At 41.9% G+C, this 22,181-nt stretch carries 21 protein-coding genes and 4 pseudogenes; 11 read left to right on the top strand and 14 right to left on the bottom strand.

The genetic code is table 11. The features are described from left to right. Nucleotides 1-268: 268 nt before the first annotated feature. The 3 genes from F7Y48_RS22765 to F7Y48_RS22750 all read right to left on the bottom strand — a co-directional run bounded on the left by F7Y48_RS22765 (nt 269) and on the right by F7Y48_RS22750 (nt 2,664). Nucleotides 269-628: a hypothetical protein gene (locus F7Y48_RS22765; RefSeq protein ID WP_316685410.1), complete on the bottom strand. Its 360-nt coding sequence runs from the start codon at nt 626-628 to the stop codon at nt 269-271. Between the two features lie 126 nt (nt 629-754). Then, nucleotides 755-1,375, bottom strand: a complete 621-nt coding sequence (locus F7Y48_RS22755; protein WP_282150715.1) for an HNH endonuclease — start codon at nt 1,373-1,375, stop codon at nt 755-757. Between the two features lie 152 nt (nt 1,376-1,527). After that, complete coding sequence (locus tag F7Y48_RS22750) at nt 1,528-2,664, bottom strand: hypothetical protein (protein WP_316685409.1); 1,137 nt, start codon at nt 2,662-2,664, stop codon at nt 1,528-1,530. Nucleotides 2,665-3,001: 337 nt separating this feature from the next. On the opposite strand from F7Y48_RS22750, the gene F7Y48_RS22745 reads away from it, so the two are divergent. From F7Y48_RS22745 to F7Y48_RS22730, 4 genes are all read left to right on the top strand, one after another. After that, nucleotides 3,002-4,351 (top strand): tyrosine-type recombinase/integrase, encoded by a 1,350-nt coding sequence (locus F7Y48_RS22745; RefSeq protein WP_256957138.1) that lies wholly within the window; start codon nt 3,002-3,004, stop codon nt 4,349-4,351. Between the two features lie 142 nt (nt 4,352-4,493). Further along, nucleotides 4,494-5,336, top strand: a complete 843-nt coding sequence (locus F7Y48_RS22740) for a hypothetical protein (protein WP_316685408.1) — start codon at nt 4,494-4,496, stop codon at nt 5,334-5,336. A gap of 14 nt (nt 5,337-5,350) precedes the next feature. Then, on the top strand, nt 5,351-6,124 hold the full coding sequence (locus F7Y48_RS22735) for a hypothetical protein (protein ID WP_023585535.1): 774 nt from the start codon (nt 5,351-5,353) through the stop codon (nt 6,122-6,124). A 215-nt stretch (nt 6,125-6,339) separates the two neighbouring features. Further along, nucleotides 6,340-7,035, top strand: coding sequence for a hypothetical protein (locus F7Y48_RS22730; protein ID WP_258515059.1), 696 nt, complete (start codon nt 6,340-6,342; stop codon nt 7,033-7,035). On the opposite strand, the pseudogene F7Y48_RS22725 reads toward F7Y48_RS22730, so the two are convergent. The 4 genes and pseudogenes from F7Y48_RS22725 to F7Y48_RS22715 all read right to left on the bottom strand — a co-directional run. Beyond that, a pseudogene (locus F7Y48_RS22725) lies at nt 7,032-7,316 on the bottom strand (IS3 family transposase); the annotation flags it as partial. The gene F7Y48_RS22730 and the pseudogene F7Y48_RS22725 sit on opposite strands and share 4 nt — an antisense overlap. Before the next feature lie 25 nt (nt 7,317-7,341). Next, nucleotides 7,342-8,484 (bottom strand): IS66 family transposase, encoded by a 1,143-nt coding sequence (tnpC, locus tag F7Y48_RS22720; RefSeq protein ID WP_410483281.1) that lies wholly within the window; start codon nt 8,482-8,484, stop codon nt 7,342-7,344. Nucleotides 8,485-8,501: 17 nt separating this feature from the next. Further along, entirely contained in the window at nt 8,502-8,654 is a 153-nt protein-coding gene (locus F7Y48_RS23680; protein WP_395220553.1) for a DUF6444 domain-containing protein, read from the bottom strand. Nucleotides 8,655-8,869: 215 nt separating this feature from the next. Continuing rightward, nucleotides 8,870-9,753: pseudogene (locus F7Y48_RS22715) on the bottom strand (IS3 family transposase); the annotation flags it as partial. Between the two features lie 362 nt (nt 9,754-10,115). Here F7Y48_RS22715 and F7Y48_RS22710 point away from each other — a divergent pair. Then, a pseudogene (locus F7Y48_RS22710) lies at nt 10,116-10,349 on the top strand (hypothetical protein); the annotation flags it as partial. Between the two features lie 192 nt (nt 10,350-10,541). On the opposite strand, the gene F7Y48_RS22705 reads toward F7Y48_RS22710, so the two are convergent. Further along, on the bottom strand, nt 10,542-12,602 hold the full coding sequence (locus F7Y48_RS22705) for a BCCT family transporter (RefSeq protein WP_213901747.1): 2,061 nt from the start codon (nt 12,600-12,602) through the stop codon (nt 10,542-10,544). 262 nt (nt 12,603-12,864) lie between these two features. On the opposite strand from F7Y48_RS22705, the gene F7Y48_RS22700 reads away from it, so the two are divergent. The 4 genes from F7Y48_RS22700 to F7Y48_RS22690 all read left to right on the top strand — a co-directional run bounded on the left by F7Y48_RS22700 (nt 12,865) and on the right by F7Y48_RS22690 (nt 15,087). Then, nucleotides 12,865-13,242, top strand: a complete 378-nt coding sequence (locus F7Y48_RS22700) for a hypothetical protein (protein WP_213905044.1) — start codon at nt 12,865-12,867, stop codon at nt 13,240-13,242. Further along, nucleotides 13,239-13,460, top strand: coding sequence for an IS66 family insertion sequence element accessory protein TnpB (gene tnpB, locus F7Y48_RS23675; protein ID WP_368044312.1), 222 nt, complete (start codon nt 13,239-13,241; stop codon nt 13,458-13,460). The genes F7Y48_RS22700 and tnpB overlap by 4 nt, the downstream gene beginning before the upstream one ends. Nucleotides 13,461-13,624: 164 nt before the next feature. Further along, on the top strand, nt 13,625-14,605 hold the full coding sequence (locus F7Y48_RS22695; RefSeq protein ID WP_262672032.1) for an IS66 family transposase: 981 nt from the start codon (nt 13,625-13,627) through the stop codon (nt 14,603-14,605). After that, complete coding sequence (locus tag F7Y48_RS22690; RefSeq protein ID WP_213906402.1) at nt 14,566-15,087, top strand: IS66 family transposase; 522 nt, start codon at nt 14,566-14,568, stop codon at nt 15,085-15,087. The genes F7Y48_RS22695 and F7Y48_RS22690 overlap by 40 nt, the downstream gene beginning before the upstream one ends. Nucleotides 15,088-15,744: 657 nt before the next feature. Here F7Y48_RS22690 and tnpC (F7Y48_RS22685) read toward each other — a convergent pair. Together tnpC (F7Y48_RS22685) and F7Y48_RS23670 are read right to left on the bottom strand one after the other, a co-directional pair. Beyond that, nucleotides 15,745-16,914 (bottom strand): annotated as a pseudogene (tnpC, locus tag F7Y48_RS22685) (IS66 family transposase); the annotation flags it as partial. A 20-nt stretch (nt 16,915-16,934) separates the two neighbouring features. Further along, on the bottom strand, nt 16,935-17,201 hold the full coding sequence (locus F7Y48_RS23670; protein WP_373415934.1) for a DUF6444 domain-containing protein: 267 nt from the start codon (nt 17,199-17,201) through the stop codon (nt 16,935-16,937). Nucleotides 17,202-17,704: 503 nt separating this feature from the next. On the opposite strand from F7Y48_RS23670, the gene F7Y48_RS22680 reads away from it, so the two are divergent. After that, the gene (locus F7Y48_RS22680; RefSeq protein WP_191685857.1) at nt 17,705-17,854 is read left to right on the top strand and encodes a hypothetical protein; all 150 of its coding nucleotides are present in this window, start codon (nt 17,705-17,707) and stop codon (nt 17,852-17,854) included. Nucleotides 17,855-17,942: 88 nt separating this feature from the next. Here the strand turns inward: F7Y48_RS22680 and F7Y48_RS22675 are convergent, their stop codons facing one another. From F7Y48_RS22675 to F7Y48_RS22660, 4 genes are all read right to left on the bottom strand, one after another. Beyond that, a complete protein-coding gene (locus F7Y48_RS22675) occupies nt 17,943-18,443 on the bottom strand; it encodes a hypothetical protein (RefSeq protein WP_301660858.1) in 501 nt (166 codons plus the stop codon). A gap of 160 nt (nt 18,444-18,603) precedes the next feature. After that, a complete protein-coding gene (locus F7Y48_RS22670) occupies nt 18,604-19,299 on the bottom strand; it encodes a hypothetical protein (RefSeq protein ID WP_191685858.1) in 696 nt (231 codons plus the stop codon). An 11-nt stretch (nt 19,300-19,310) separates the two neighbouring features. Next, nucleotides 19,311-19,958 (bottom strand): hypothetical protein, encoded by a 648-nt coding sequence (locus F7Y48_RS22665; RefSeq protein ID WP_222133293.1) that lies wholly within the window; start codon nt 19,956-19,958, stop codon nt 19,311-19,313. A gap of 283 nt (nt 19,959-20,241) precedes the next feature. Then, complete coding sequence (locus F7Y48_RS22660) at nt 20,242-20,532, bottom strand: helix-turn-helix transcriptional regulator (RefSeq protein WP_023584776.1); 291 nt, start codon at nt 20,530-20,532, stop codon at nt 20,242-20,244. Between the two features lie 732 nt (nt 20,533-21,264). On the opposite strand from F7Y48_RS22660, the gene F7Y48_RS22655 reads away from it, so the two are divergent. Then, the gene (locus F7Y48_RS22655; RefSeq protein WP_301660857.1) at nt 21,265-22,017 is read left to right on the top strand and encodes a chromosome partitioning protein ParA; all 753 of its coding nucleotides are present in this window, start codon (nt 21,265-21,267) and stop codon (nt 22,015-22,017) included. The last annotated feature ends 164 nt before the right edge of the window (nt 22,018-22,181 follow it).

Below are 22,181 nucleotides of genomic sequence, written 5' to 3'. Positions count from 1 at the left end.
AAGGTGCGCTTAAAGCGCTTTAAGGCTAGCATGGAAATGACCAATATTCGCCCTTTTCGCCGCTTTTCCAACCTATTACCCCGCCACTTTCACTCTTAGGCTACAACCACGTACATTCAGCCTGAGAGATCCGTTGCGGAAATAACGCCTTGTTAAGGGGTGAGCAACGCAATACCAAAGCTGCCGCATACCACCTTAATCACCAAAACCAACGCATAGTAAAAATGCCACGCGTTGCGAATCCCTCTTGAACAATTTGTTAGGTGAATTATCGCGCACCCAATTCCTTTAGTTCCCTTGCACTTTTTAGAACAGGTTGAAGATAGTTCTCTAACGCTAAAAACCATTGCGGCTCAGACAATTTACCATCAGAACCAACTTCTAAGGGAGGTACCCAATCTTTGTGCCGATTAAAAAGATCTGGGATTGAATCACTAACATTCAACAATTGATTTTGGTTAAAACCATTACAAATCAGCTCATCTACGTCAAACAAAGCACGCTCGTATATTGAAATTATCTTGGCACCGTTATGGTTTAGTTGAAGATGAGCAATTAAAAGCGTCAAGTGTCCTTTTAAGTCGCTTAGCTGCATCAATCTATCATTATTTGTGTAGTGACATTCCATTAATTCACCTAACGCCCTGTTAAGGTGTGAGCAACGTAATACCGATGCTACCGCATACCACCTTAAACACTAAAACCAACGCATAGTAAAAATGCCAAGCGTTGCGAATCACTCTTAAACAGATTGTTAGGCTCTGTTTTCCTCGTACCAGAAGTCATGTTGATTCAATTGAATGTCAAATCCACTTTTGGATAAAAAGTTAATCTGCTCTCGATTGAACTCTACTCCGTGCTCTTTTTTGAACGCCTTCATTTGACATAAAAACCTAAACTCCTCAATGTCTTTGGTTCCTTTTGAGGAATTACAGGTTTTACAACATGGAAATAAATTTGAGAGTTCTGTTTTACCTCCTCGAGACTCGGGGACAAAATGATCAACAGTTAGCGTTTCAAGCGTTAATCCAACCCCGCAGTAGTAGCAAAAACCGGAGGTTTTATTAAAAACATCCGACCTATACTTTTTTACGGCGCTCTTTCTGGCATTTGGTTTAACAGTATGGTCGAGGAAATCTGGATCTACTTCGTTTTCGTCAAACAAATGAATGTACTTTTCATCAATCTCCCAAGGACCATCATAAGAAAAAGCTCTTGCTACAATTTTGCAAGCCTTTCGAGAACATCCGACAACAGTGTAGTTTATGCCCTGATCATTTTTATACCACCCTTCAACCTGAGACATAAAACCCCCATGAACTGGACAGCATCCTTTATTAAGCCTATTTAAGCGCTCTTCTACTTTCTTTCTCATTGCTTCCTCGGAGCCTAACGCCGCGTTAAGTAGTGAGCAACGCCACCACGAAACTTAACCACACCACCGTAAACACAAACCCAACGATGGAATGAAAAATGCCATGCGTTGGGAATCTGTCTTAAACGCTTTGTTATGTGCATATTTAACTTCTACAACCAAAAGCCTTTTTCGAGCTTTTCGTGCGACCAAAGTTCACAAGCATATAAGTAGTAATAATGTTGAATTATTTCGCCATCTGCTCTATGAATAGTTACCCCACCATGCTTTTGAATTAGATCACATTGATTTAATTTGACACCAACATAGGCCGAGCTTTTTGTATGTAACTCTAAACTATCTATTTCAATATCACTATCATAGATAGAGCTAAAACTAAATGTTATGTAGTCACCATTTTTAACTAGTTCGGTTAAATCTAAAGAGCTTGTTAGCTTACCGGTAGAACTTTCAAGTGTTAACGGCATTTGGTTAACTTTCCTTTTTATACTCTTATCTGCAACATCAGAGTACATCTCGAAAAAGCTCAGTTCATTTTTTAATGGCGCAGAAGAAAAAGATAATTCTGGCTTTCTATTTTTAAGGTGTTCAAATGATAGCAAATCAGAGTCAACCCCTAAGTAGACGTTAAATTTTATCCTGTCAGGCGAAAAGTAGTAAATCGTACTGAAGTCAAAACCACTCGGAATCTCTTTGTCAGTGAGCGCGTATCGACCATCATCATTATAGAACTCCGGAATTAATAGTTTGTAAAACTCCGGGAATTGAGAAACAGGATCTTTAAATTTAAACTCGGTTGAATAATAAATTTCCTCAAGTGGTGAGGATAACCTTCTCAACTCTACCTCAGTTACAGACTTAAAAGTATCTATATCCATATTGAGTTCTTTTTGTTTTCTTAGTTGCAGTTCTGACAATTCTTGTAAGTTTAACTCGGAAGACTTAATTGCTTTGTAATTTTCAGACAATTCCTGCTTGAGCGTTGATAACTGTTGAACACTTGATTTAATTCTTTTTTCAATATTTTCTGACTTTGAAATAAGAATCTCTCTTTGATTATTCTCTTCCTTTAACTGTTTTGCTGCTATCTCAGACTTCTTATGTGACTCCCTATTTGAAAGAAATTCAGTCACAATAGAAATTGTACAGAGCACAAATAGAATCCCTGCTGCAATTAACCCTTTATTATTGATTCTTCCAGATTCTTTGAAATCATAAAATGTACCGTATATTCCTAGAGCAGAAGTTGCTATTATTAGCATATATTTAAAAAATTCAATTAGAGACATTATAACCCTTTGATATAGAGATTTAACTTTGAGCACATAACGCCCTGTTAAGGTGTGAGCAACGCAATGCATAAGCTCCCGCATACCACCTTAAACACCAAACGCAACGCATAGCAAAAATGCCACGCGTTGCGAATCCCTCTTGAGAATTCACAGACACGACTCACTAGGTCTCAGCAACTCTCACACAACCACCTAACTACTTGATTTAAAATAGAATAACACTCTTTCATAATCATTATTTCTCACTACATCTCACAGCTCTAGTATCCCCTTGCGTACCCCTAAATCGATTGATAAGTTCAGGGGACATACACAAGAAAAGGAGGGTAACAGCATGGCTGCTATCTATAAATTATCAGACACACAAATTAAAAAAGCAGAACCAAATGATAAAGAATACACACTATCGGATGGAGGAAACCTCTACTTAAGAGTACGTAATAATGGCTCAAAGAACTGGTTATTTATCTATACAGAATCTAACACCAAAAAACGCAAGAAAATCGGGCTTGGTTCATACCCTAGCCTAGCACTCGCCGAAGTCCGAAAAATAGCAGAAGAGCTTCGTGAACAGATGGCAAATAACATTGACCCGAAAATCTATCGTGATAAGCAAAAACTTGACGGTGCCATTGTCAGTGAGCTTACCTTTGAGTCGGTTGCCGAGCTTATGCTTGAACGAGACGAAGGAAAAGAGACGACTACTCGTAAAAAGTTACTTGAAGAAGCTCAAAAGGAAGCAGAAATGAATGGTACAGATTTTGGTGAAGAAGAAATCAAACGCATTATGAATAAGGTGAGAACAAGTCATCGAAAGCGCTTGTTCTTGAAGCGTCATTTATACCCAAAGCTAGGCCACATACCGCTGAGCTTTATTACCACAACCGCCGTAATTGAAGTCATCAAACCACTTCAAGCAAAAGGACAACTAGAAAACGTAAAACGCGCTTGTACTTTTGTTAATCAAGTCATGTATTTTGCTCTTAATAGAAACTACATCAAGAGTAACTGCTTAGCCTATATCAAACATGAGTTTGTTAAACCAAAAGTAACGCATATGCCTGCTGTCCCTCCCAATGAGTTAGCAGAGGTAATGGCTACCATGTCAAACCACAATATGAAATTAGTCACTCGCTGCGCGTTTGAAATGCAACTGCACACGATGACACGTGCGTTTGAACTCGCCGCGATGCGATGGTGTGACATTGACTTTAAGTTGAAGCTTTGGACGGTGCCTAAGTTTTACACTAAAGGTGGGCGTGAGCACCTCGTTCCCCTGAACGAATACACGCTTGGCTTATTGGCGTTTATGAGGCCTATTTCAGGGGACCTGGCGCATGTATTTCCGTCTGATAAACAGAACACTAAATTTCCACACATTAGTCCATATGCAGTGAATTCATCATTAAATCTCACCACGTTAAAAGGACGCTTAGTCAGCCATGGGTTCCGAGGCATCGCAAGCACCTACCTCAACGAGAGCACTAACTTCAAAGTAGATGCCATCGAAATGTGTCTTGCTCATTTGGATGCAAATTCTACTCGTGCCTCATACAACAGTGCGTTGTATCTCAATGAGCGATATGAGATTCATCAGTACTGGAGTGAATATATCGTCGAATCGACAGGTAAATACTATTCCATTGCAGGACAGTACCGTACCGAGTGTAGACGGAGCGCGTGATAACCCACCTCTACCTGAGGTATTACTGCTGAGCCTAAACGGCTTAGCTCCAACTAATTAACTCACCGTCACTTATGACACCCTCAACCAGTTTAGGGTGCAGCTTTCTGCACCCTAAATTCAGCTAAGAAGGATAGTCTTCATGTCGCATTCACACTTACATCAAACTCACTTAAGCCAATTAGAAGTGAAACCCATCAGCGAACATCCACGCTTTGGTGAAATGCAAACACTACGCCGTATACGTCGAAAAGGCCGCCAAACCGTCACTCATCAAAATGAAAACATCGGAATAAAACAACACCGTCAGCTTCGCGCCCATCGTATCTCCACCAATCAGCATGGCATTTATCAAGTCAAAATCACACCGCCATTATCCTTGAGAATCTCAGGCTGCACTAAGTCTCATTATGTTGTGGCACTGAAAACAGACGAACCACAACATGCAATACGCAGAGCGAAAGCAGTACGCTTACAAGCTAAGTGTTTTTTCCAAAACATCCCCCATGCCCTTCCCGACCCTCTGTCATTGGGTCAGCAATTATTAGTGCAAATCCACTTAGTGGCTAAACATTTTTCTGTGGTTCGTGCTTACAAACACAAACCGACAAAAGACGATTTCCCAACTTTGCCCCCTCTCGACTTGAGCATTGCAGAAGAGGACATTCGTTTTCCATACTTCAACTGGTTAAATGAATTGATGGAAGAGCGCGAGCATTCAGGGATGTCTCGATTCAGGCTCAATCAGATTGCAGACTACCTTCATCAGTTTTTACGCTTCGTTGACGACAACCACTCCACCAGAACAGAAAGGTTATACATTCAGACGCGAGACATTCACCAATATCGTAAGGCACTCTGCCAATCGAACATATGCCACAAAGAGCAAAAACGGCGTATTGACGCAATTCGTTTTTACTTCCGTTGGGTGACCTATCGAGGCTATTACACTACCCCAAAACTGACACGTCCTCTTTTCTCTTAATTAGGAGTTTAACCATGATGATGACTAACCCAATACGCCTCAGCGTCATTTCTGCACTCGATGACGGTCTGGCTTACTCCCACTCAGACTACTTTGCACCGCTTCTGATGCAAGGCATCAGTGCCGTGGACATCGGTCTAATTGAACTGGTCACCACGATATTACGCACTGAACCGTATCTCAATGAAACTGACCTGCTCGAACGTGGGGTGAGCCAAAAACAAATCCAACGGACGTTGGGTGGTTTTGACAACTTCAAGCAACTGTTGAAGATTGATGATTATTGTTTTAGCGATTTACTGCGAGATAACAAATGGGATATTAACCACAGCATTACGCTCTCGTACTTCCAATACCAGAAATTTTATCAAGATATACGCAGAGACTACATTCAAGGCCATATTGCTGACATGCACCCAAACTTATCGGTGTTACTCAATGATGATTTCTCAATTCACTCCGTTCCTATCACTCGAAGCCATTACGCCACCGTTCCCGCTACAGACGTCGAAGCAGCGGCGGTGAGTTTTGCTTTACTGTTCCGCGACTACGAGTTTATTGATTATGACGAATCGAAATCGCTCCTGACTTTACAAGCGCATCGTCGCGATAAAGCCGCCGTCATAGAGGTTCGCTGCCTCGCTTCGAAATTTTGTCAAAACACCGCCGCTGGGATTTGTGTAGTGGATGACGCTCAAGCCATGACTAAGCTCAGAAATCAGAGAAAAATTCTTGATTTTAAAACCCTGATTGAGAGAAATACACGTAACACCACAATACCAAATTAGGTTCCTTAAACGCCTCAAACATCGCATTAGAACTAGAGATACAGCTTTCTTGCAAGAAAGCTGGCATGTAATCGTTCTGTCACGTCTCTGGACAGAACCTTGTTAGGCCTTGTGCTCTAATTTATTAGCGCCAGATATATTAAAGTTTAGAAAACCTAAGTTTTTAAGACGATTTTGCTTGATATGGCTGAGACCTCCTTGCTAATGAACCGATATTGAGTAAGCAGATCGTGGATTTGACGGTGTGTTGGTGGGCGTTTGTATTCATACATTCAGCGACACAATGGCTAGAAACAAAAGAAAATGTCTTGTTTCTGTTTAATTCTGACGCTATTTTAATGAGTAAGGCTCTGATTATAATAGGAATGATAGTGACGTGTACTTCTGATTTTCTCTCGATTTGTTGGGTTTCGGCTAACTCAGAGATAGAGCCTTTCTTTGGCTTTTCAGATTTTATGTCTGCATTAGCTTTAATTTTCGTAATGTATACAGTCACAGACTATAGATACAAAATTAAAGTCAATATATACAAAGTAAATCTTCAGCTCATAGCCTACCTATCCATGATATTAGTAGGATTAGGGCTATTAATTGGTGAAGTTTGGATAAATTCAAGTTTACCTGTACCTACATGGTTTCCAAGTTATAACTTTTGGCAAGCGACTCTATCCTTATACTTTGTTTCTATCGTATTTTGGTGGGTCAAGGTAGCGTTCATTGGAAAATCATCTTATACAATAAGAAATCACCTTAAAGTTCTAAAAGAATATAAGTCAATTCTCACAGGAAGAGATGTAAATTTAAAAAGCATTGCGATTAATGAACTAGAAGACATTATCCAAGATATAATACTATCAACGGATAAACGAGTGATACTTGATCTGCTCCAGCCAGACTGGACACTTCATTAAGCGACATTTTGCTGTTCAAAGTTAACTGGGCTTAGATACCCAAGAGCACTGTGCCTTCCCGTCCGATTATAATCAACCTCTATGTACTCGAAGATCGTTTGGCGCATCTGGTCTCTCGTCATAATTGGCTCATATTGTATCGCTTCCACTTTCATAGAATGGAAGAAGCTCTCAACACAAGCATTGTCCCAGCAGTTTCCTTTCCTACTCATACTTTGCTTTAGATTATAAGCAGTTATGAGATCTCGATAATCTTTTGAGCAGTACTGACGTAACCGTTCACCAGTAGGACCTTGATTTAGTGGATTACAGGTTAAATACGTTAGGGTAAGGCTTGCGAAGAGTAACGGCTTGAACGATTTTCGTTAGAGCAGACAAGCTCGACATCCCTCGTTTATTACAGGTTTCAACGAGAGAATGCATTCGGCCCCTGAACTTGTCGCCCGCATCAGATGTCGTACCGAAGCTAATCTTACGCTGGATGACACTGCTACGTATTCTCCGCTCTGCTTCGTTGTTGGTGAGTGGTATTGAGGTATCGGTTAAGAACAACCACAAGCTTTGCCTATGAGATTGTAGCTTTTTACATCGACCTTTGTATCGCTGAACGACTATCCCACTTCCTTTTCCCAGCCAGTGGTCAAAGGATTTTCGAAGTCGATTTATGCGGCGAATATACTGTTCGTACTGGATGTCTGTATTTTCCAAGCGGTGACGTATTCTGAAAACCATATTGGCGATCAGTGTTAGCCGTTGTCCAACGAGAGCGGTATAACCGCCCCCAGTATAATCAGCGAATTGCTGAAGATTTCGTTTCACATGTGACCAGCACAGTTGATGTTTTTCTGGCTTCAGCCAGTTATAGCTTGGGCATTGGTCAGTGACAACAAGGCCACTATAATTCGGACCTAACATGGTCTTGGCGGAATGGGTTGAACGAGAGAACAAGATCTTTTCGTAGACAAGGTCTTCACTGGCGACCAACCAACACCAACGTAAGCTCTCTTCACCATTACGAGGATGGGAAGTTTCATCGACATGAACTAGCGGTGCTGTTTGGATACTATCTCGGATTGCATGATGTAAAGGGGTCAGCATTGAAGCCACTTTGGTCTGAGCTTCGCTGATGGCACCAACAGAGAACGTCGTACCCAGTTGCTCTTTTAGCAAAGAGCGAATTTTTCGGATGCTTAAATGATATTGCCCTGCCAATACTGCGATATAGCTGAGCAAGTTAGGTCCAATAATACCTTGCGAGACATTGTCAGGTTTCTTGGCTCTAACGACCTCATGGCAATGTCGACATTGGCCTGAAAATAATCGGTACTCAGAGATATTGACCGTTGGCTTTGGTATTTCGTGAATTTGATGCCGATAAAACGGGTTATTGTGAACGAAGATGTCTGATTTACCACAGCACGGACAAGTTGAATCAGGTAAGCAGTCGATGACAGTGTCAGTATCCTTCAGCTTCGAGAGTTGTCGTTGACTCCCTGAGTGACCTTGTTTAGCTCCTCTCGGATTGCGGCCACCAGAGCTTTGAGCTTTTTTCGCTCAGCCCGCTCTTTTGGGCCATCCGAAGACGGTGGTTTTGAAGAGTTAGAGCAACTGGTTTTCAGCTTATCTTCATAATGGCGAAGTTATTCCCACAACTCTTCGATGAGTGCGTTAGCTTCATTGATATCAGAGGCAACAGGAGGAGCCTCTGCGAATTTGGATTTCTTCTTTTTCATCCCTTCATCATGAAGGCTGAAAATGATCACTCAACAAGAAATAGTGGATCAAGTGCGTTGAGTCACACTTGATTGTCAATGAGGGACTGGTGAACGGTTACGTACTGACTACCTCTATCACTATGAACGATAACCTGCTCGGGGAATCCGCGACGGAACAACGCCATTGATAGCGCATCACAGACCAGCGTAGCCGTCATTCTGGTATCCATAGACCATCCAATTACTTGTCTTGAGTAAAGGTCAATAATTACCGCCAAGTACAGCCAGCCTTCGCTTGTGGCTATATAGGTGATGTCTCCAGCCCATTTTTCATTCGGAGCCGATGCGCTAAAGTTCTGAGCCAACAGGTTTGGAGCAACAGGCATTTGATGCTTGCTGTCCGTAGTGCACTTAAACTTGCGAGCAGCTTTCGGCGTTAAATCTTGACGCTTCATACTGGCAGCAATGGTTTTAACATTGTAGTTATCACCGCTCTCAGACAGTTCTTTTTGGATACGCCTTGAGCCATCTCGGCCTTTGCTGTTGTCGAAAGCTTCTTTGACCTTTGTATCAAGCTTTTGGCGAATTGCCTCGTGTTGGATGGCCTTATGGCGATGCTTAACCCAGTAATAAAACCCACTTCGGGATACCCCGAACACCTTAGCCATACGCACAATACTGAAGCTCAGCAGGTGTTCGAGCATAAATTCATAGCAATTTACTTTAGATTTTTCGCGAAGTAGGTGGCGGCCTTTTTTACAATTTCTAGCTCTTCTGCTTGCTCAGCCAATTGCCTTTTTAGCTTGGCAACCTCTGCGGCTAGCTCTTGCTCTCGCTGACTAGTATTGGTGTCTTTCTTCGAGTTCTTCCGCCACCCGTAGATTTGAGATTCATGTAAAGAAAGCTGTCTTGCTGTCGCAGCTACTCCCACTTTCTCTGCTAGCTTCAGGGCTTCTGCCTTAAATTCAGGGGAATGTTTAATTCTAGTTTTCTTAGTTGTCATTGTTCACCTCGTTAGTGATTGTACTCACTTAACTCGGTGTCCAAAACTGCTGGGGCGGATCAGTACGTTCGTAAATCGAAACGTTAGACAACGGTGAAGCTGAAGCGAAAACATTCTGGTTGTAATACTGGAGGAATCGGGCAATGACCGTCCGGTGCTTTCCCGTAATAATAAAGTAATCGTTACCTATCTTTGTGAATGCAACGCCCTCTTTAGGAGAGCTATCAAGATAGTAGCTGGGATTTGCTTCTAGCCTGCGTAGTCCTGAGTCAATTCTTTTCAGGTACCGTCCTGCTAAATGTAGGAGAGGAATAAAGTTTCATACTAAGCAGTCAAGTAACCCTGTTTGTACCGTTTTAAATGAGACCGCAACCGTCTCCAGTACCGATTACTTCGGTGACCCTGTTTATACCTACTCCCTCAAAGAGGGGATCGAAGATGGTTTTCTTGCCCCCTACAAGGTGGTGCGGGTCGATATAGACGTTGATCTGCAGGGTTGGCGCCCAACCAAAGGGCAGCTCGACAAACAGGGTAACCTGATTGAAGACCGTATCTATAACCAGAAGGATTTCGACCGCACCTTGGTGATCCACCAAGCAAAGAGAGAAACTTCTCTCTTATTGTCATATTTGCGCTGTTATTTCAATTAATTTTACACTCTAATTGCGATATCGACGCCACAGGGCAACACCGGAATTATCTCAGCTACTGCAAAATTAATGTGGCTCTGCTTTGTTTTATACCAATCTAAAAAAGCCTCAGCAGATTGATGAGGCTTTGAGTGGAGATTATGTTAATTCAAGGTTCGATGGATCTTCCGGTGGCACATCAATATCATGCTCTTGCATATTCCACGGTAAGATGCCCGGCGAAATATGTAGGAAGTGTAAATAACGTTCGAACTGGTTCAAGATGTCGTTAATAATATCTTGTTGTTCATAGTTATAAACATCATACGCTTGACCACCGCGGCGTAAAAAGACTTCTGCACGGTAGTAGTACTTATCCTCTGGCACTTCACCTTCATTATAAGCAAATTCAGGCAAGTCATAACCACGTAAGCGAATTTCATAGATGAACTCAACTTGCCCTTCTTTGAACACTTCAAAGTGTGCGCGACACAGCTCTTCGTCAAATCTCACTTCCGCTTCCCAATCCTGCTCTTCCAGCTCTTGCTCAACACGTTTCATACTATTGAGAACAGTAACACTAATGAATTTTTCAACATCAGAGCGATCTGGGAAATCAACTAAATTAGCTAAGCGTTTTTTCCATAATCCTTTCCCTACCCCCGTAGAGCTAGACTGTTGAGACTGCATATATTGTTGCTGACTGTCTTCATGGTGGCCTTCAATACGGAGAGCTTTGATCATACCCACCATAGCAACTAACATAATGATGGCAAAAGGCAAAGCACTCACCACACTCGCCGTTTGTAAAGCACCCAGACCACCCGCTAAGAGTAGAACAGAAGCGACAATCCCTTCCGTTGCAACCCAGAAAGTGCGTTGCCATGCAGGCGTATCGTGCACACCACCTGAAGCCAGTGAATCAATCACAAGTGAACCGGAGTCAGATGAAGTCACAAAGAAGGTAATGATTAAGATAACCGTAAGAAACGAGATAATCGAAGTCATCGGCAAGCGTTCAAACAGCTTAAATAAGGCGATAGCGTTATTGTTTTGCACTTCTTGAATGATGTGGTGATAACCATCTGTCATGATCATGTGCAAGGCCGTATCACCAAACACTGAGAACCATAGAAAAGTAAAGGTAGTAGGTACTACCATCACACCCACAACAAACTGCCGAATGGTACGACCACGACTAATTTTCGCGATGAACAAACCTACAAATGGTGCCCAAGCGATGGTCCAACCAAAGATAAACAGTGTCCAGTTCCCGATCCAATCACTGGCGACATATGCTTGTAGATTAAATGTGCGTTCAACAATATTACTTAAATAACTACCTGTATTTTGCATAAAGGTATTAAGAATAAAGAGAGTTGGACCTGCTGCAAATACAAAGACCATCAGCAATATTGCGAGAGCAATATTTAATAACGATAAGTTTTTTACCCCTTTATCCATACCTGCAAGAACGGAAACCAGTGCACACAATGTGATTAGCGTAATAGCAATGATTTGCACGGTGCTATTAATTGGAATATCAGGCCATAAGTAATGCAAGCCTGTGTTAATTTGGGTAACCGACAATCCTAATGTGGTCGCGATACCAAATAACGTACCTAAAATCGCAAACACATCAACCGCATGACCAATCGGGCCGTGAATTTTATCCCCAATTAACGGATAAAGCGTCGAGCGCATTGAAAGAGGCAGGCCATGGCGGAAAGCAAAATACGCCAGTGCTAAACCGACTAAACCATAGATAGCCCAGATATGAAAACCCCAGTGGAAAAATGCAATTTGCATCGCTTCTCGGGCGGATTCAACCGTTTCGGGTGCTGCGGTTGGTGGTGAAGCATAGTGTAGAACTGGCTCTGCTACACCAAAGAATAAAAGTGCGATGCCGTACCCTGCCGAAAACAACATAGCAAACCATTCCATGAAGCTGTATTCAGGTTCCGCATGATCGGGACCTAACTTAATCTCTCCCCATTTACTGACTGCCACTACTACTATAAAAACCAAAAATATCGCAACAGCTAGCATATAAAACCAGCCAAAATTAGTGGTTACTTCTGATAATAATTGAGAAAAAAAGTCCCCAGCTCTCTCTGGGTTAGAAATGGTACCGACTACCAATAATACAATAACGACAACTGCAGGTATAAAAACGGGGATAAGAACGGTCGATCTCCGCCTATTATCTGAAACATCCATGCGTTTCTCCTCTATTCGTCTAACTCACCTATTATGCAATTAAAAGCATATTAAAATTCAATCTTACAAAAACAATAAGAACAAAGTGATAACTAAAATATTAAAGTACAAATCTGAAGGATTAATATCTACAATGAGACTGAATTAATGATATCTAAATCTACTTTTGCGCAAATAAACCGTGAGCTTACGGCAGCATAGCTCAACTTTTAGCAACAAGTCGTGATTTACTGAGTGTCTGTCCATTAAGAGGATCGACACCGTGCCACAACATAAACTAGAACAAGCCATTGCCGCGTTTGATCACTGGTGCCAAAACCGAACTAAACGCACTCACACTCCTAACGAACTTCGACAATTGGCCGTTGAATTAGCAGACAGTCACTCCCATAATCACATTGCTACTGCGTTGAGGATTAACGCTCGACAACTCAAGATTTGGTGTGACCATGCTGCTGTCAGTTCCACCGCCCCCTCTGACTTTATGTCATTGCCTATCGAGCACGAATTTGAGCCTAATACAGAGCATCGTTTGAGCATTGAAATGACGCTACCAAACTCAAGTCAAATTCGTATTAGCGGAGAGCTGTCACTTCATCTGCTCCAAACCTTGCTGCAAGATGTGGGGGCATTAGCATGATCCATCTAACTGCGCAGACCCAAATCCTTCTGGCCATTAAGCCTGCCGATTTTCGTTGTGGAATTGATGGCTTTGTCGCCCTCTGTCGTCATCAGCTCAAACAAGAGCCACGTAGCGGTACCCTGTTTGTGTTCACCAATCGACGCCGAACCATGTTAAGGGCGCTTTCAAGATTGGCCGAGGAAATCTCAAGAGACGATCACGCCTTTAGTCGCTAGGCAATTGAAAGCCCTGCTGACAGGGCTGCCAGGCTGGCAAAGAGTGTGAACAAACGCACAGTCTACGGGTTCAAACAAACGATCGTTTCGATCGAGTTGACCGATCATGCTGAGCTGAAATAATGAGATACATCATCAGAGCACATTAGCCGACAGGATAGAAAGTGGCGCAAGAGTTTACCGACATAGATAGCGAAGAGTTGGATGGACTTATCCAGCGAGTGCAGGAGGCGAAAGAGCATGACCTGGCACTGAGCGCGGAAGATTGTCATATCCTGTTGATAGCATTAAAAACGCTGGCGGCCTTACAAGAGCGCTTATCTGATAACGATATTACCTTGCATAAACTGCGTAAACTGGTGGGGATGGTCAGATCGTCAGAGACCATGGATACCCTGCTTGGCCAGAAAGCCAAGAAGAACAAAAAACGTGGTCAAAAACGCTCCAAACCTAAAGCGACTAAACCTGATGTGCCGGTAAAAACAAAAGTTACTCAGCACAAATTAACCGACCTAAGGAAAGGCGATGCATGCCCGGAGTGCCATCAAGGCAAGCTGTATAAGTATGAGCCGGCTACCTTGCTGCGTATCACGGGGCAAAGCCCATTCGTAGCTGAGCAGCATGTTATGGAACGCTTGCGCTGCAATGCGTGCGGTCAGTACTTCAAGGCGACATTGCCTGATGATGTCGTTGAGGATGGAGGGCCGAGTCAGAAATACGGTTACAGTGCTCGCACTTTAATGGCTCTGCATAAGTTTTGTGCTGGTGCGCCTTATTATTGCCAAGAAAGCATGCAGGCTCTGATGGGAGTAAAGCTTACAGCGTCAACCATTTTTGACCAAGTTGAGTTGGTAGCCAATAGCTTACAACCCGTTTATAACCTGCTTAGAATTTTTGCAGCCAACGCCGAGCATTACTACTTAGACGACACGAGTAATCGAATCTTAGACAAAGTCCCAATCGAAAAACCGCAACGCAATGGCACCAAAATGCGAGAGCGCACCGGCGTTTACAGTACGGGTTTAGTCGCTGGGTTAAAAGGCGGGCACAATGTGGTGTTATACAAAACGAACATTGGGCATGCGGGCGGCGGCAGTTCGCGGAAGTGCTTCACTCATTCCCAACCGAAGTTGAACAGGTATTAACGTGGTATGGAATGATCTGGGATAACGATCATGAGGCCAAAGTCTTGAGACTCAGCAGTAAGCAGCGACTTGCGTGGCATAAGAAAGTATCTCTGCCGGTGATGGAGCAGATCCGTGAATGGGGAGAGACAGAACTTAATAGAGGGCGTGTTGAAGAAAATAGTGGTCTTGGCAAAGCGATTGGATACTTCAATAAACACTATGACGGGCTTAGCGCGTTCTGCCACATCGAAGGGGCTCCGATAGACAATAACAAAGCGGAGCAAGCCCTCAAACTGGTCGCCAGAAACCGTAAGAATGCGATGTTCCATAAAACTCAAGCTGGCGCCAGTATTGCTGATGTGGTGATGGGAATGATAGCGACGTCAGCCGAAGCCGGTATCAACGTCTTGGATTACTTCAATACGCTGCAGCGTAAACAAGGTGAAGTAAAGGCGAACCCACAGCAGTTCCTACCTTGGAATTACCTATCTAATATCTAACCAAGAAATGCTCCTGCTTCGTCTGGAGCCAACTCTGCGCACCGATGTAAGCTATCTTCCCGTAAGCTCACGATCAGTTGAACCGCTTATATACTTCGGTAATTGCGTTACAACGAATATACTCAGGGCTTAAATTCGACGAAAAGCTTGGACCTGCGTTAGCCCACTTATTTGATAAATATCCGATAGCCAATCGTTTTATATCTGCAATGGGCTTTCCTGCGGAGTGGAAGCAAGAACCTTTGCTTTTCGAACTTGATTAAACCAGTCTTGAAATCTGAGTTTGATGATCTTTTTGTAAGGCGCTTTTGTCCCGAAGTGACCTTGCCAACATAAAAAATCATTTTTACTGGATGATTGTTGTTGCCGTCACATGAGCAGGATTTGGGCAAATTCCGGTTATCTTCTAACATGTATGTTATAGCTGAAAACGATTTTGGGGCAGATATGAGTTTGCCAACATCGCCCCAAATCGATCCCAATCAGCAAAGAAAACACTACTCCTATAAGAACTATGCTTTCTTTTAGTTCACCCACATATATATTTGATATTGACCATTATGATGAATGTTACACCCTTGGGGATTCATAACAATAAAGTCTGATCAATCTCTAGCAAGCTTCATGGACGTAACCGTTCACCAGCAGGTTGTTGACCTAAGAGTTTGCGTAAAAACTGGCTTCGTTAAGGTCAAGAACATTAGGGTATGGTTGCCGTGAGATCACAGCTGTTACAATGCGAGTTAGAGTCTCTAGCGAAGAGATCTGCCTCTTCTTGCACGTTTCTATGAGCGAGTGCAGCCTATCTCGGAACTTATCGCCTGCATCTGAGGTTGTTCCATAGCTGATTTTTCGCTGAATAACGAAGCCACGCAGCCGTCGCTCTGCTTCATTATTGGTGAGAGGGATTTTGGGGTTGGTTACGAACAACCATAAACTTTGGCTATGCTCTTTAAGTTTTCGACACCGCCCTTGATAACGCTGAATCGGGATTTGTTTTGCTCCCTTGTCTAGCCATTGATTAAAACGACATCGTAGACGACTCAGTCGATTTAGATACCGAGCGTCATTGATTTTGCCAGCCTCCCAACGATGGCGAGTTCGAAAGACTAATTTGCTTAGTAACACAAGGCGCTGACCTATTTGGGCAGTATGACCTTTACCTGAGTAATCAGCAATTTGTTGTAGATTGCGAATAACATGCGACCAACATAATTGATGTTTCTCCTGAGAAAGCCAGTTGTAGCCACTATATTGGTCACTGACCACGATGACACAATAATCTGGGGCCAGTACCGTTTTTGCTGAATGCGTAGAGCGAGAGTAAAGGATTTTTTCATAGACTAAATCATCGCTTGCAACTAGCCAGCACCAACGCAGGCGCTCTTCATCATTTCTCGAGTGAGAGGTTTCATCGACATGTACCAGTGGTGCAGATTGTATATTGGTTTTGATTGCTTGATGCAGTGGTGTAAGCATAGAGGCAATACGGCTTTGCGCTTCACTTATGGCACCCACTGAGAAGGTCATGCCAAACTGCTCTTGCAGTAAGGAGCGTATTTTTCGGACGCTGAGATGATATTGACCAGCCAGTATGGCGATATGACTCATTAAATTTGGTCCCATAATCCCTTGAGGAATATCGCTGGGTTTTTGTGCTTTTACGGCCTCTCCGCATTGCGTGCATTTGCCTGAATACAGCCGATATTCGGTAATGTCCATGCGTGGTGGTGGGATTTCATGAACTTGATGGCGATAAAACGGGTTGTTACTCATTTCGAGGTCAGTGTCACCGCAGCAAGGACATGTGTTTTCAGGATAACAATCAACAACGGTATCGGATTCTTTTAGTTCTGAGAGTTGTCTTTTATGCCCTTCGTGACCCTGTTTAGCTCCTCTCGGATTGCGACCACTAGAGCTTTGAGCTTTTTTCGTTCCGCCCGCTCCTTAGGTCCATCGGAGGAAGGAGATTTCGAAGAATTAGTACTGCTCGTTTTTAGTCTATCTTCATAATAGCGTAATTGCTCCCATAACTCGGATATCAACGCATTAGCTTCGTTGATATCCGATGCTATAGGTGGTGTAGATGAGAATTTGGATTTTTTCTTAGTCATACACTCAGCATGAACTCTATGGATGATCACTCAATAGGCAAAGTGGGATCAAGTGCGAATGGTCACGTTTTTTGTGTCAATGCACTGCTGGTGAACGGTTACTCATGGACAATACCTTGATGGAGGCTTTACTAATTTAGCATTTAACGGATTAACAGCGGTATTGCAAATACTCTAATCTGATGGCCAAATTCACTCTTCCTCTGAACTAAGCTCTATCTAACTTTGAAAATCAAAATGTTGGACTGCCCTGAAGGGCTAGACAGCAGCTCTGTCTCCAAACAGGTCAAACTGGTTTCTCTTTGTGATGCGGTTTGATGCGATGACCAGCCAACGTCCCTATCGCGATCCTATGAGTAAAGAGAACATTAGACATCATTAAAGCACATTTGGGGACACTATTTGATTCTGCTTTCATCCACTTAGGAAGAGGCGGTAAATTTGATCACATTATATTGATCCCGTTGCAACATTGTCCAATGTACGGCCACACCATTGAAATAATGCGACATCGAAACAACGGCGATCTGACTCGGTGCCGAGTGTGCGGCACTCAATATACCGTAAACTATGCCGCAATGCCCATAGACTGCCAGAAGAAAAACAAGCACATGATTGATAACTTCATCGACATCTTACCGTTAGCGAACTAAGCGGGTCGCGTATTGCCAGGCCCTCTGATCTAAAGCAACCTCTCAATTTGATGGCGGTTGCTTGCTTTGTAGCTATTTAACTGAAACGTTAATAGATATTTAATGCAATATCTTCCCAATAGTTCAATTGTTCATCTGAGCCAAATTCATTTGGGGAGATATGACGGTCAATCTCCTGCCCATTCTGGAAAACTAGGAAACCACAATCGCAGCCAAAAGCATGCTGGTCAGCAAACCTTATCTTAAATCTGATTTTATGGTACATCTTTGATAATGCAATAAATATTGGGTACGGAGTAGTATTCGCAGTAAAAAATGTAATTCTTCCGTAAATATATTCACCTCTGTCTTCGAGGCAACATTGGCTATCCCATGCATTCCACTTTGTTCCCCAATTCTGAAGATTCCAATCTACATTACCATGAATAACACTGCTCTCTCCTTCAAAAGAATTTGATTTCAAAGAGTTGGAAAGTAGCTTATTAAAATCCATATCACTACTTTCATTCCTGATCGAATCGCGAATAGAACTAGCATAGCATTTATCTTTAGTACGAAACTCGATGATATTATAAATATGGTTAGGCATGATCTTACTCCTGTTTTCCTTAAAAAATAAAAAATATTCGTTTACATTAATTTAACTGATATTTTACCTTTCAGCTTATCTAATCGACAAAACCCTTTGAAGATATAAATACACAACACGGACTTCTTTATTCAATCGTCTTACATTGGTGCAAAACCATTTACTGGACAGCTGAAACAAATGCCTCAAAACTAGGATATTGTTTGAGAGGTGCTTTTAACGTGCTTTCTACTACTTCGAAATGTGGACTGACTCTACATACACACTTTAATGCATGCCTAACCAGTTCTTTATTATTAAAGTTATTGAGCCGATAAACACCATCTTGATGATGTGTGAACTGAGATGAGTTTAACAAGTTCTCATGGCATGCACCTATCAATCGAGTATTGGATGACTTCGTTAAAAAGTATTCAAACCCTAATAACAACGTGACGTTCTGAAGGGTGAAACATGCATCAATACTTTCCGATAGGAATTTTGATAGAGAGATTAATTGAAAGGCGTCAAATAGCCCCAGGCCTAAAGCGTCATTCGATTTTCTGTCAATTAATATTGCTTTTAAACTCTCTCGTCGATACGTGGACTGCGCTGCCAAAAACTGCTCTACGATACACTTGTTTCTCTCAAACCTTTGCCAAACTACATCACAAAAACTTGGTACGTCCCCCTCGTCAATCGAGAGTAAACGAACAAGGGTAACCCCTAACGTTGCCGCATATTGTGATATGTCATACAAGACAAATGCGGTTGCGGCATTCCATGGGATGTTTGGCAACAAAACAACGTTATTATAAAGAATAGCATTGTTGAGTATGGCTTCAGTGTCATCAAGATGCGGTAGAAACCATTTCATATCACTTACCTTCAGATAGCTTTAAAGTGGTAATGAGGCTCTTTCTCAGCAAAATGAGTGAGCACTTTCTCCGCCACCTCAATGCGAAACACTGTCCCAGATTTGGCTTGAGTCACCCAATTTTTCTTACTACCACAGCTTGTGAAGCCCCCCGCTACGACACCTACCCCCTCTTCGACTCTTGCTCCTGAATCACGCCCAAATGCGCGTGCGATTGGGTAGCCAAGGCAACAAAGTGTCCCCTTTTCTTCGTACACATCGTAGTCATCATTAATCGTAACTTCGACAGGCACTAGATGAGAATTGAAAACACAAGCCAGCTCATCAACCTTTTCTTCGATAAGGCCACTAAACACCCAACACTCACTGGACTTATCCCATTGCCCACTAAGAGCGCGGCATTTATCAACGAGATAGGTATTGTAAGTACTGGTTAAAGTAATAAAACCAGACTCATTTTGTTCCTCAACCGAGGATTTAAGTTTGAATATTAGGTCGGTTCCATACTTTGAACGAACGGAGATGTCTTCGACATCCAGCAGTTGCGTACCGATTGAGAGATTCTTAGATAGTTCATCGATTAAGATTCTGCACTTGTAGCCGTCAAGCGATGCAGCAAAATACTTTCGATTTTTCTTTAAGACGTTAAACTCTTTCATGTTTCCTCCGAAGTAATAATGAGTGACAACGTAATAACTTTTATTGATGGCTTTCAGCCACTTATCTTGTTTTTTATCGTTATTATTTTTGCTGTTATATTATTATTCAGAGCTTTCAAAGAGCATAGCGATATGGAAGCCTTATCAAGCTAGCTTAGCCTGTACTTTAATGTCAAGAGTTTTTATCCTCCTCAGCTTGAGCGCAAAAGTCGTTGCGAATCTTGCAATTACCATTGAAGTTGAGCAAGCTCTGTGCAACGTATGCACAGAACTAAAAGATAAATTAGTGAAAGTTCATGTACTGCAATAAAGGATTCGCTTGCTTAAGCGCTTGTCGCTGCGCAAGAAGCTCAGCGACCACACGCTTTTTATCTTCTCCCAAAGCGCATGCAATAAGAAACGCATCGACTTCATGCGACATGAATCCCACAGCCTTGGGACCCAGTTGTACTGCGGGCGGAAATGTGCCATCGTTTATACGTCTGTGAAGCGTGGCTTGGGATAAACCAACGCGTTTTAATACATCGACTTTCTTTTCTATTTTCAGTTGATTAATTGGGTGTATAAGCGCCATTGGACGCCTCCGTTTATTCTTATTCTTATGACTACAAGAGCCGTTGCAAATATAATATTCGTATTTAGAAGTCAAAAGCAATCACTTTTTTCGAATTTATTTTACGAAATGGAAATATACAAACTCTATATATTTAACAACGAACAAAATATACATATACCGTATATTAAACATCACACAATATAATCATTCAAAGTGATGAAAATAAAGACATGACAAGTACATCCTTTATTTATATTTGACTCAGCCATCACGAACATACTTCCTAATGCTATTGCTTCTTAACTATATAACATTCGTCCCAACAACTACTTACTGACTATCAGTGATACGAAGTGAAAGCAGATGAAAGCGGCTGAGACATAGTGAGAGTGCAGCGCAAATTCCTTGTCGCAAACGGCATTTTCGATGTTTAAACGCGCACTTTCCCTGTCGCATGCGACAAATTCCTTATCGTATTCCTCTGTTGAACTCCGTATTATACAATAATATATTTCGTTTATTTTAAATAAGCACATTTAATATCATAAATTATATTGTTATAATAAAAAAATAGAACAAAAACAGTAACAAGCGGATACTGCTCTTCCCTATTTGTTCCAAATAGGTCGTTCGTAGCTTTAGCCTCCCTTTGGTCGGTTGCGCTAACATGCTTCGCAGTTATCGCTAAGTCGCACGCTGTTGCTCTATAGATAATAAAAATAAAATAATAATAAAAAGAGAAATAATAAAATGAAGCTTTCAGAAAAAGAAGACTTAAATAAAATAGTAAGAGAAGTAGTAGCTAACACAAAAAGAGAAAATAAAGATAAGCTAATGGCGATTATCGAGCAAACAGACTACAGCTTAGAAGAATTACAATTTATTGTACCATCTTTACTTCCGCAATTTTCAAACACATCAAAAATTACATTTAGTTCTCATGCGCATTTTTGCAACTTCATAGTAAAAAGCATTTACGTTAAACATAATGCAGATAGCTTTGATGAAAATGCTGTTGATGACTCGCGTCACATACTCGACGCAGTAGAAAACGGCTTCAAAGAAGAGCGTAAAGAAACTAAAGACTTATGCAATGTAGCAATAAAAACACATGTAACTAAAGAAGCACATAGGCACTTCATAGCGTGCAGAAATAGTAACAACTACCGATCTAATGCTGCTTTTCTGAGAGACATTATCTCAAACCAAATCGAGCCGCGACCGAACAATGACGAAGCGTATTTACAGTACTTTAAAGAAACTAAAGAGCTATCAAAAGCCCTACAGGTGCTTTCAGAAGACATTGAAGATGCTGACAGCGCTAAATTAGCTAAACTAAGTAAATGCATTAAAGAGCTTAAGAAGAGCGTTGATGCTACACGCAAGCTAGCAATAGATTCTCACTCATCAGCAACAGCTAAGGTACTAGCTTTAAAATACTTATCTTCGCGTCAGCTAGACGAGCTATGCAAACAAAAGATACTAGAAGAAGCTGAATTATAAAGCCTGAATTCCCTCCTTGTTCAAGGAGGGCTTATCTTGTATAGAACCAAGATAATAGAGAGCTAAAGTCAAGATATTAATGGATTGGTTAGGGATTAAATTGGAGTCGTAGGGAGTAAATGAGAGATAAAATGGGATTGGCGTCTCAATCATTTTGCCTTTTT

It is taken from the genome of Vibrio sp. 2-1-2a, assembly GCF_032648565.1.
Lineage (GTDB): Bacteria > Pseudomonadota > Gammaproteobacteria > Enterobacterales > Vibrionaceae > Vibrio > Vibrio diabolicus.
This window is presented reverse-complemented; position numbering and strand designations above follow the sequence as displayed.

Bases quoted from the DNA above. Each gene is read 5' to 3' on its own strand.
- F7Y48_RS22745 (WP_256957138.1), top strand. From the start codon at position 3,002: ATGGCTGCTATCTATAAATTATCAGACACACAAATTAAAAAAGCAGAA.
- F7Y48_RS22765 (WP_316685410.1), bottom strand. From the start codon at position 628: ATGGAATGTCACTACACAAATAATGATAGATTGATGCAGCTAAGCGAC.
- F7Y48_RS22660 (WP_023584776.1), bottom strand. From the start codon at position 20,532: ATGGCGCTTATACACCCAATTAATCAACTGAAAATAGAAAAGAAAGTC.
- F7Y48_RS22750 (WP_316685409.1), bottom strand. From the start codon at position 2,664: ATGTCTCTAATTGAATTTTTTAAATATATGCTAATAATAGCAACTTCT.
- F7Y48_RS22680 (WP_191685857.1), top strand. From the start codon at position 17,705: ATGCGACATCGAAACAACGGCGATCTGACTCGGTGCCGAGTGTGCGGC.
- F7Y48_RS22755 (WP_282150715.1), bottom strand. From the start codon at position 1,375: ATGAGAAAGAAAGTAGAAGAGCGCTTAAATAGGCTTAATAAAGGATGC.
- F7Y48_RS22740 (WP_316685408.1), top strand. From the start codon at position 4,494: ATGTCGCATTCACACTTACATCAAACTCACTTAAGCCAATTAGAAGTG.
- F7Y48_RS22675 (WP_301660858.1), bottom strand. From the start codon at position 18,443: ATGCCTAACCATATTTATAATATCATCGAGTTTCGTACTAAAGATAAA.
- F7Y48_RS22655 (WP_301660857.1), top strand. From the start codon at position 21,265: ATGAAGCTTTCAGAAAAAGAAGACTTAAATAAAATAGTAAGAGAAGTA.
- F7Y48_RS22705 (WP_213901747.1), bottom strand. From the start codon at position 12,602: ATGGATGTTTCAGATAATAGGCGGAGATCGACCGTTCTTATCCCCGTT.
- F7Y48_RS23670 (WP_373415934.1), bottom strand. From the start codon at position 17,201: ATGACTAAGAAAAAATCCAAATTCTCATCTACACCACCTATAGCATCG.
- F7Y48_RS22735 (WP_023585535.1), top strand. From the start codon at position 5,351: ATGATGATGACTAACCCAATACGCCTCAGCGTCATTTCTGCACTCGAT.
- F7Y48_RS22665 (WP_222133293.1), bottom strand. From the start codon at position 19,958: ATGAAAGAGTTTAACGTCTTAAAGAAAAATCGAAAGTATTTTGCTGCA.
- F7Y48_RS22670 (WP_191685858.1), bottom strand. From the start codon at position 19,299: ATGAAATGGTTTCTACCGCATCTTGATGACACTGAAGCCATACTCAAC.
- tnpB (WP_368044312.1), top strand. From the start codon at position 13,239: ATGATCCATCTAACTGCGCAGACCCAAATCCTTCTGGCCATTAAGCCT.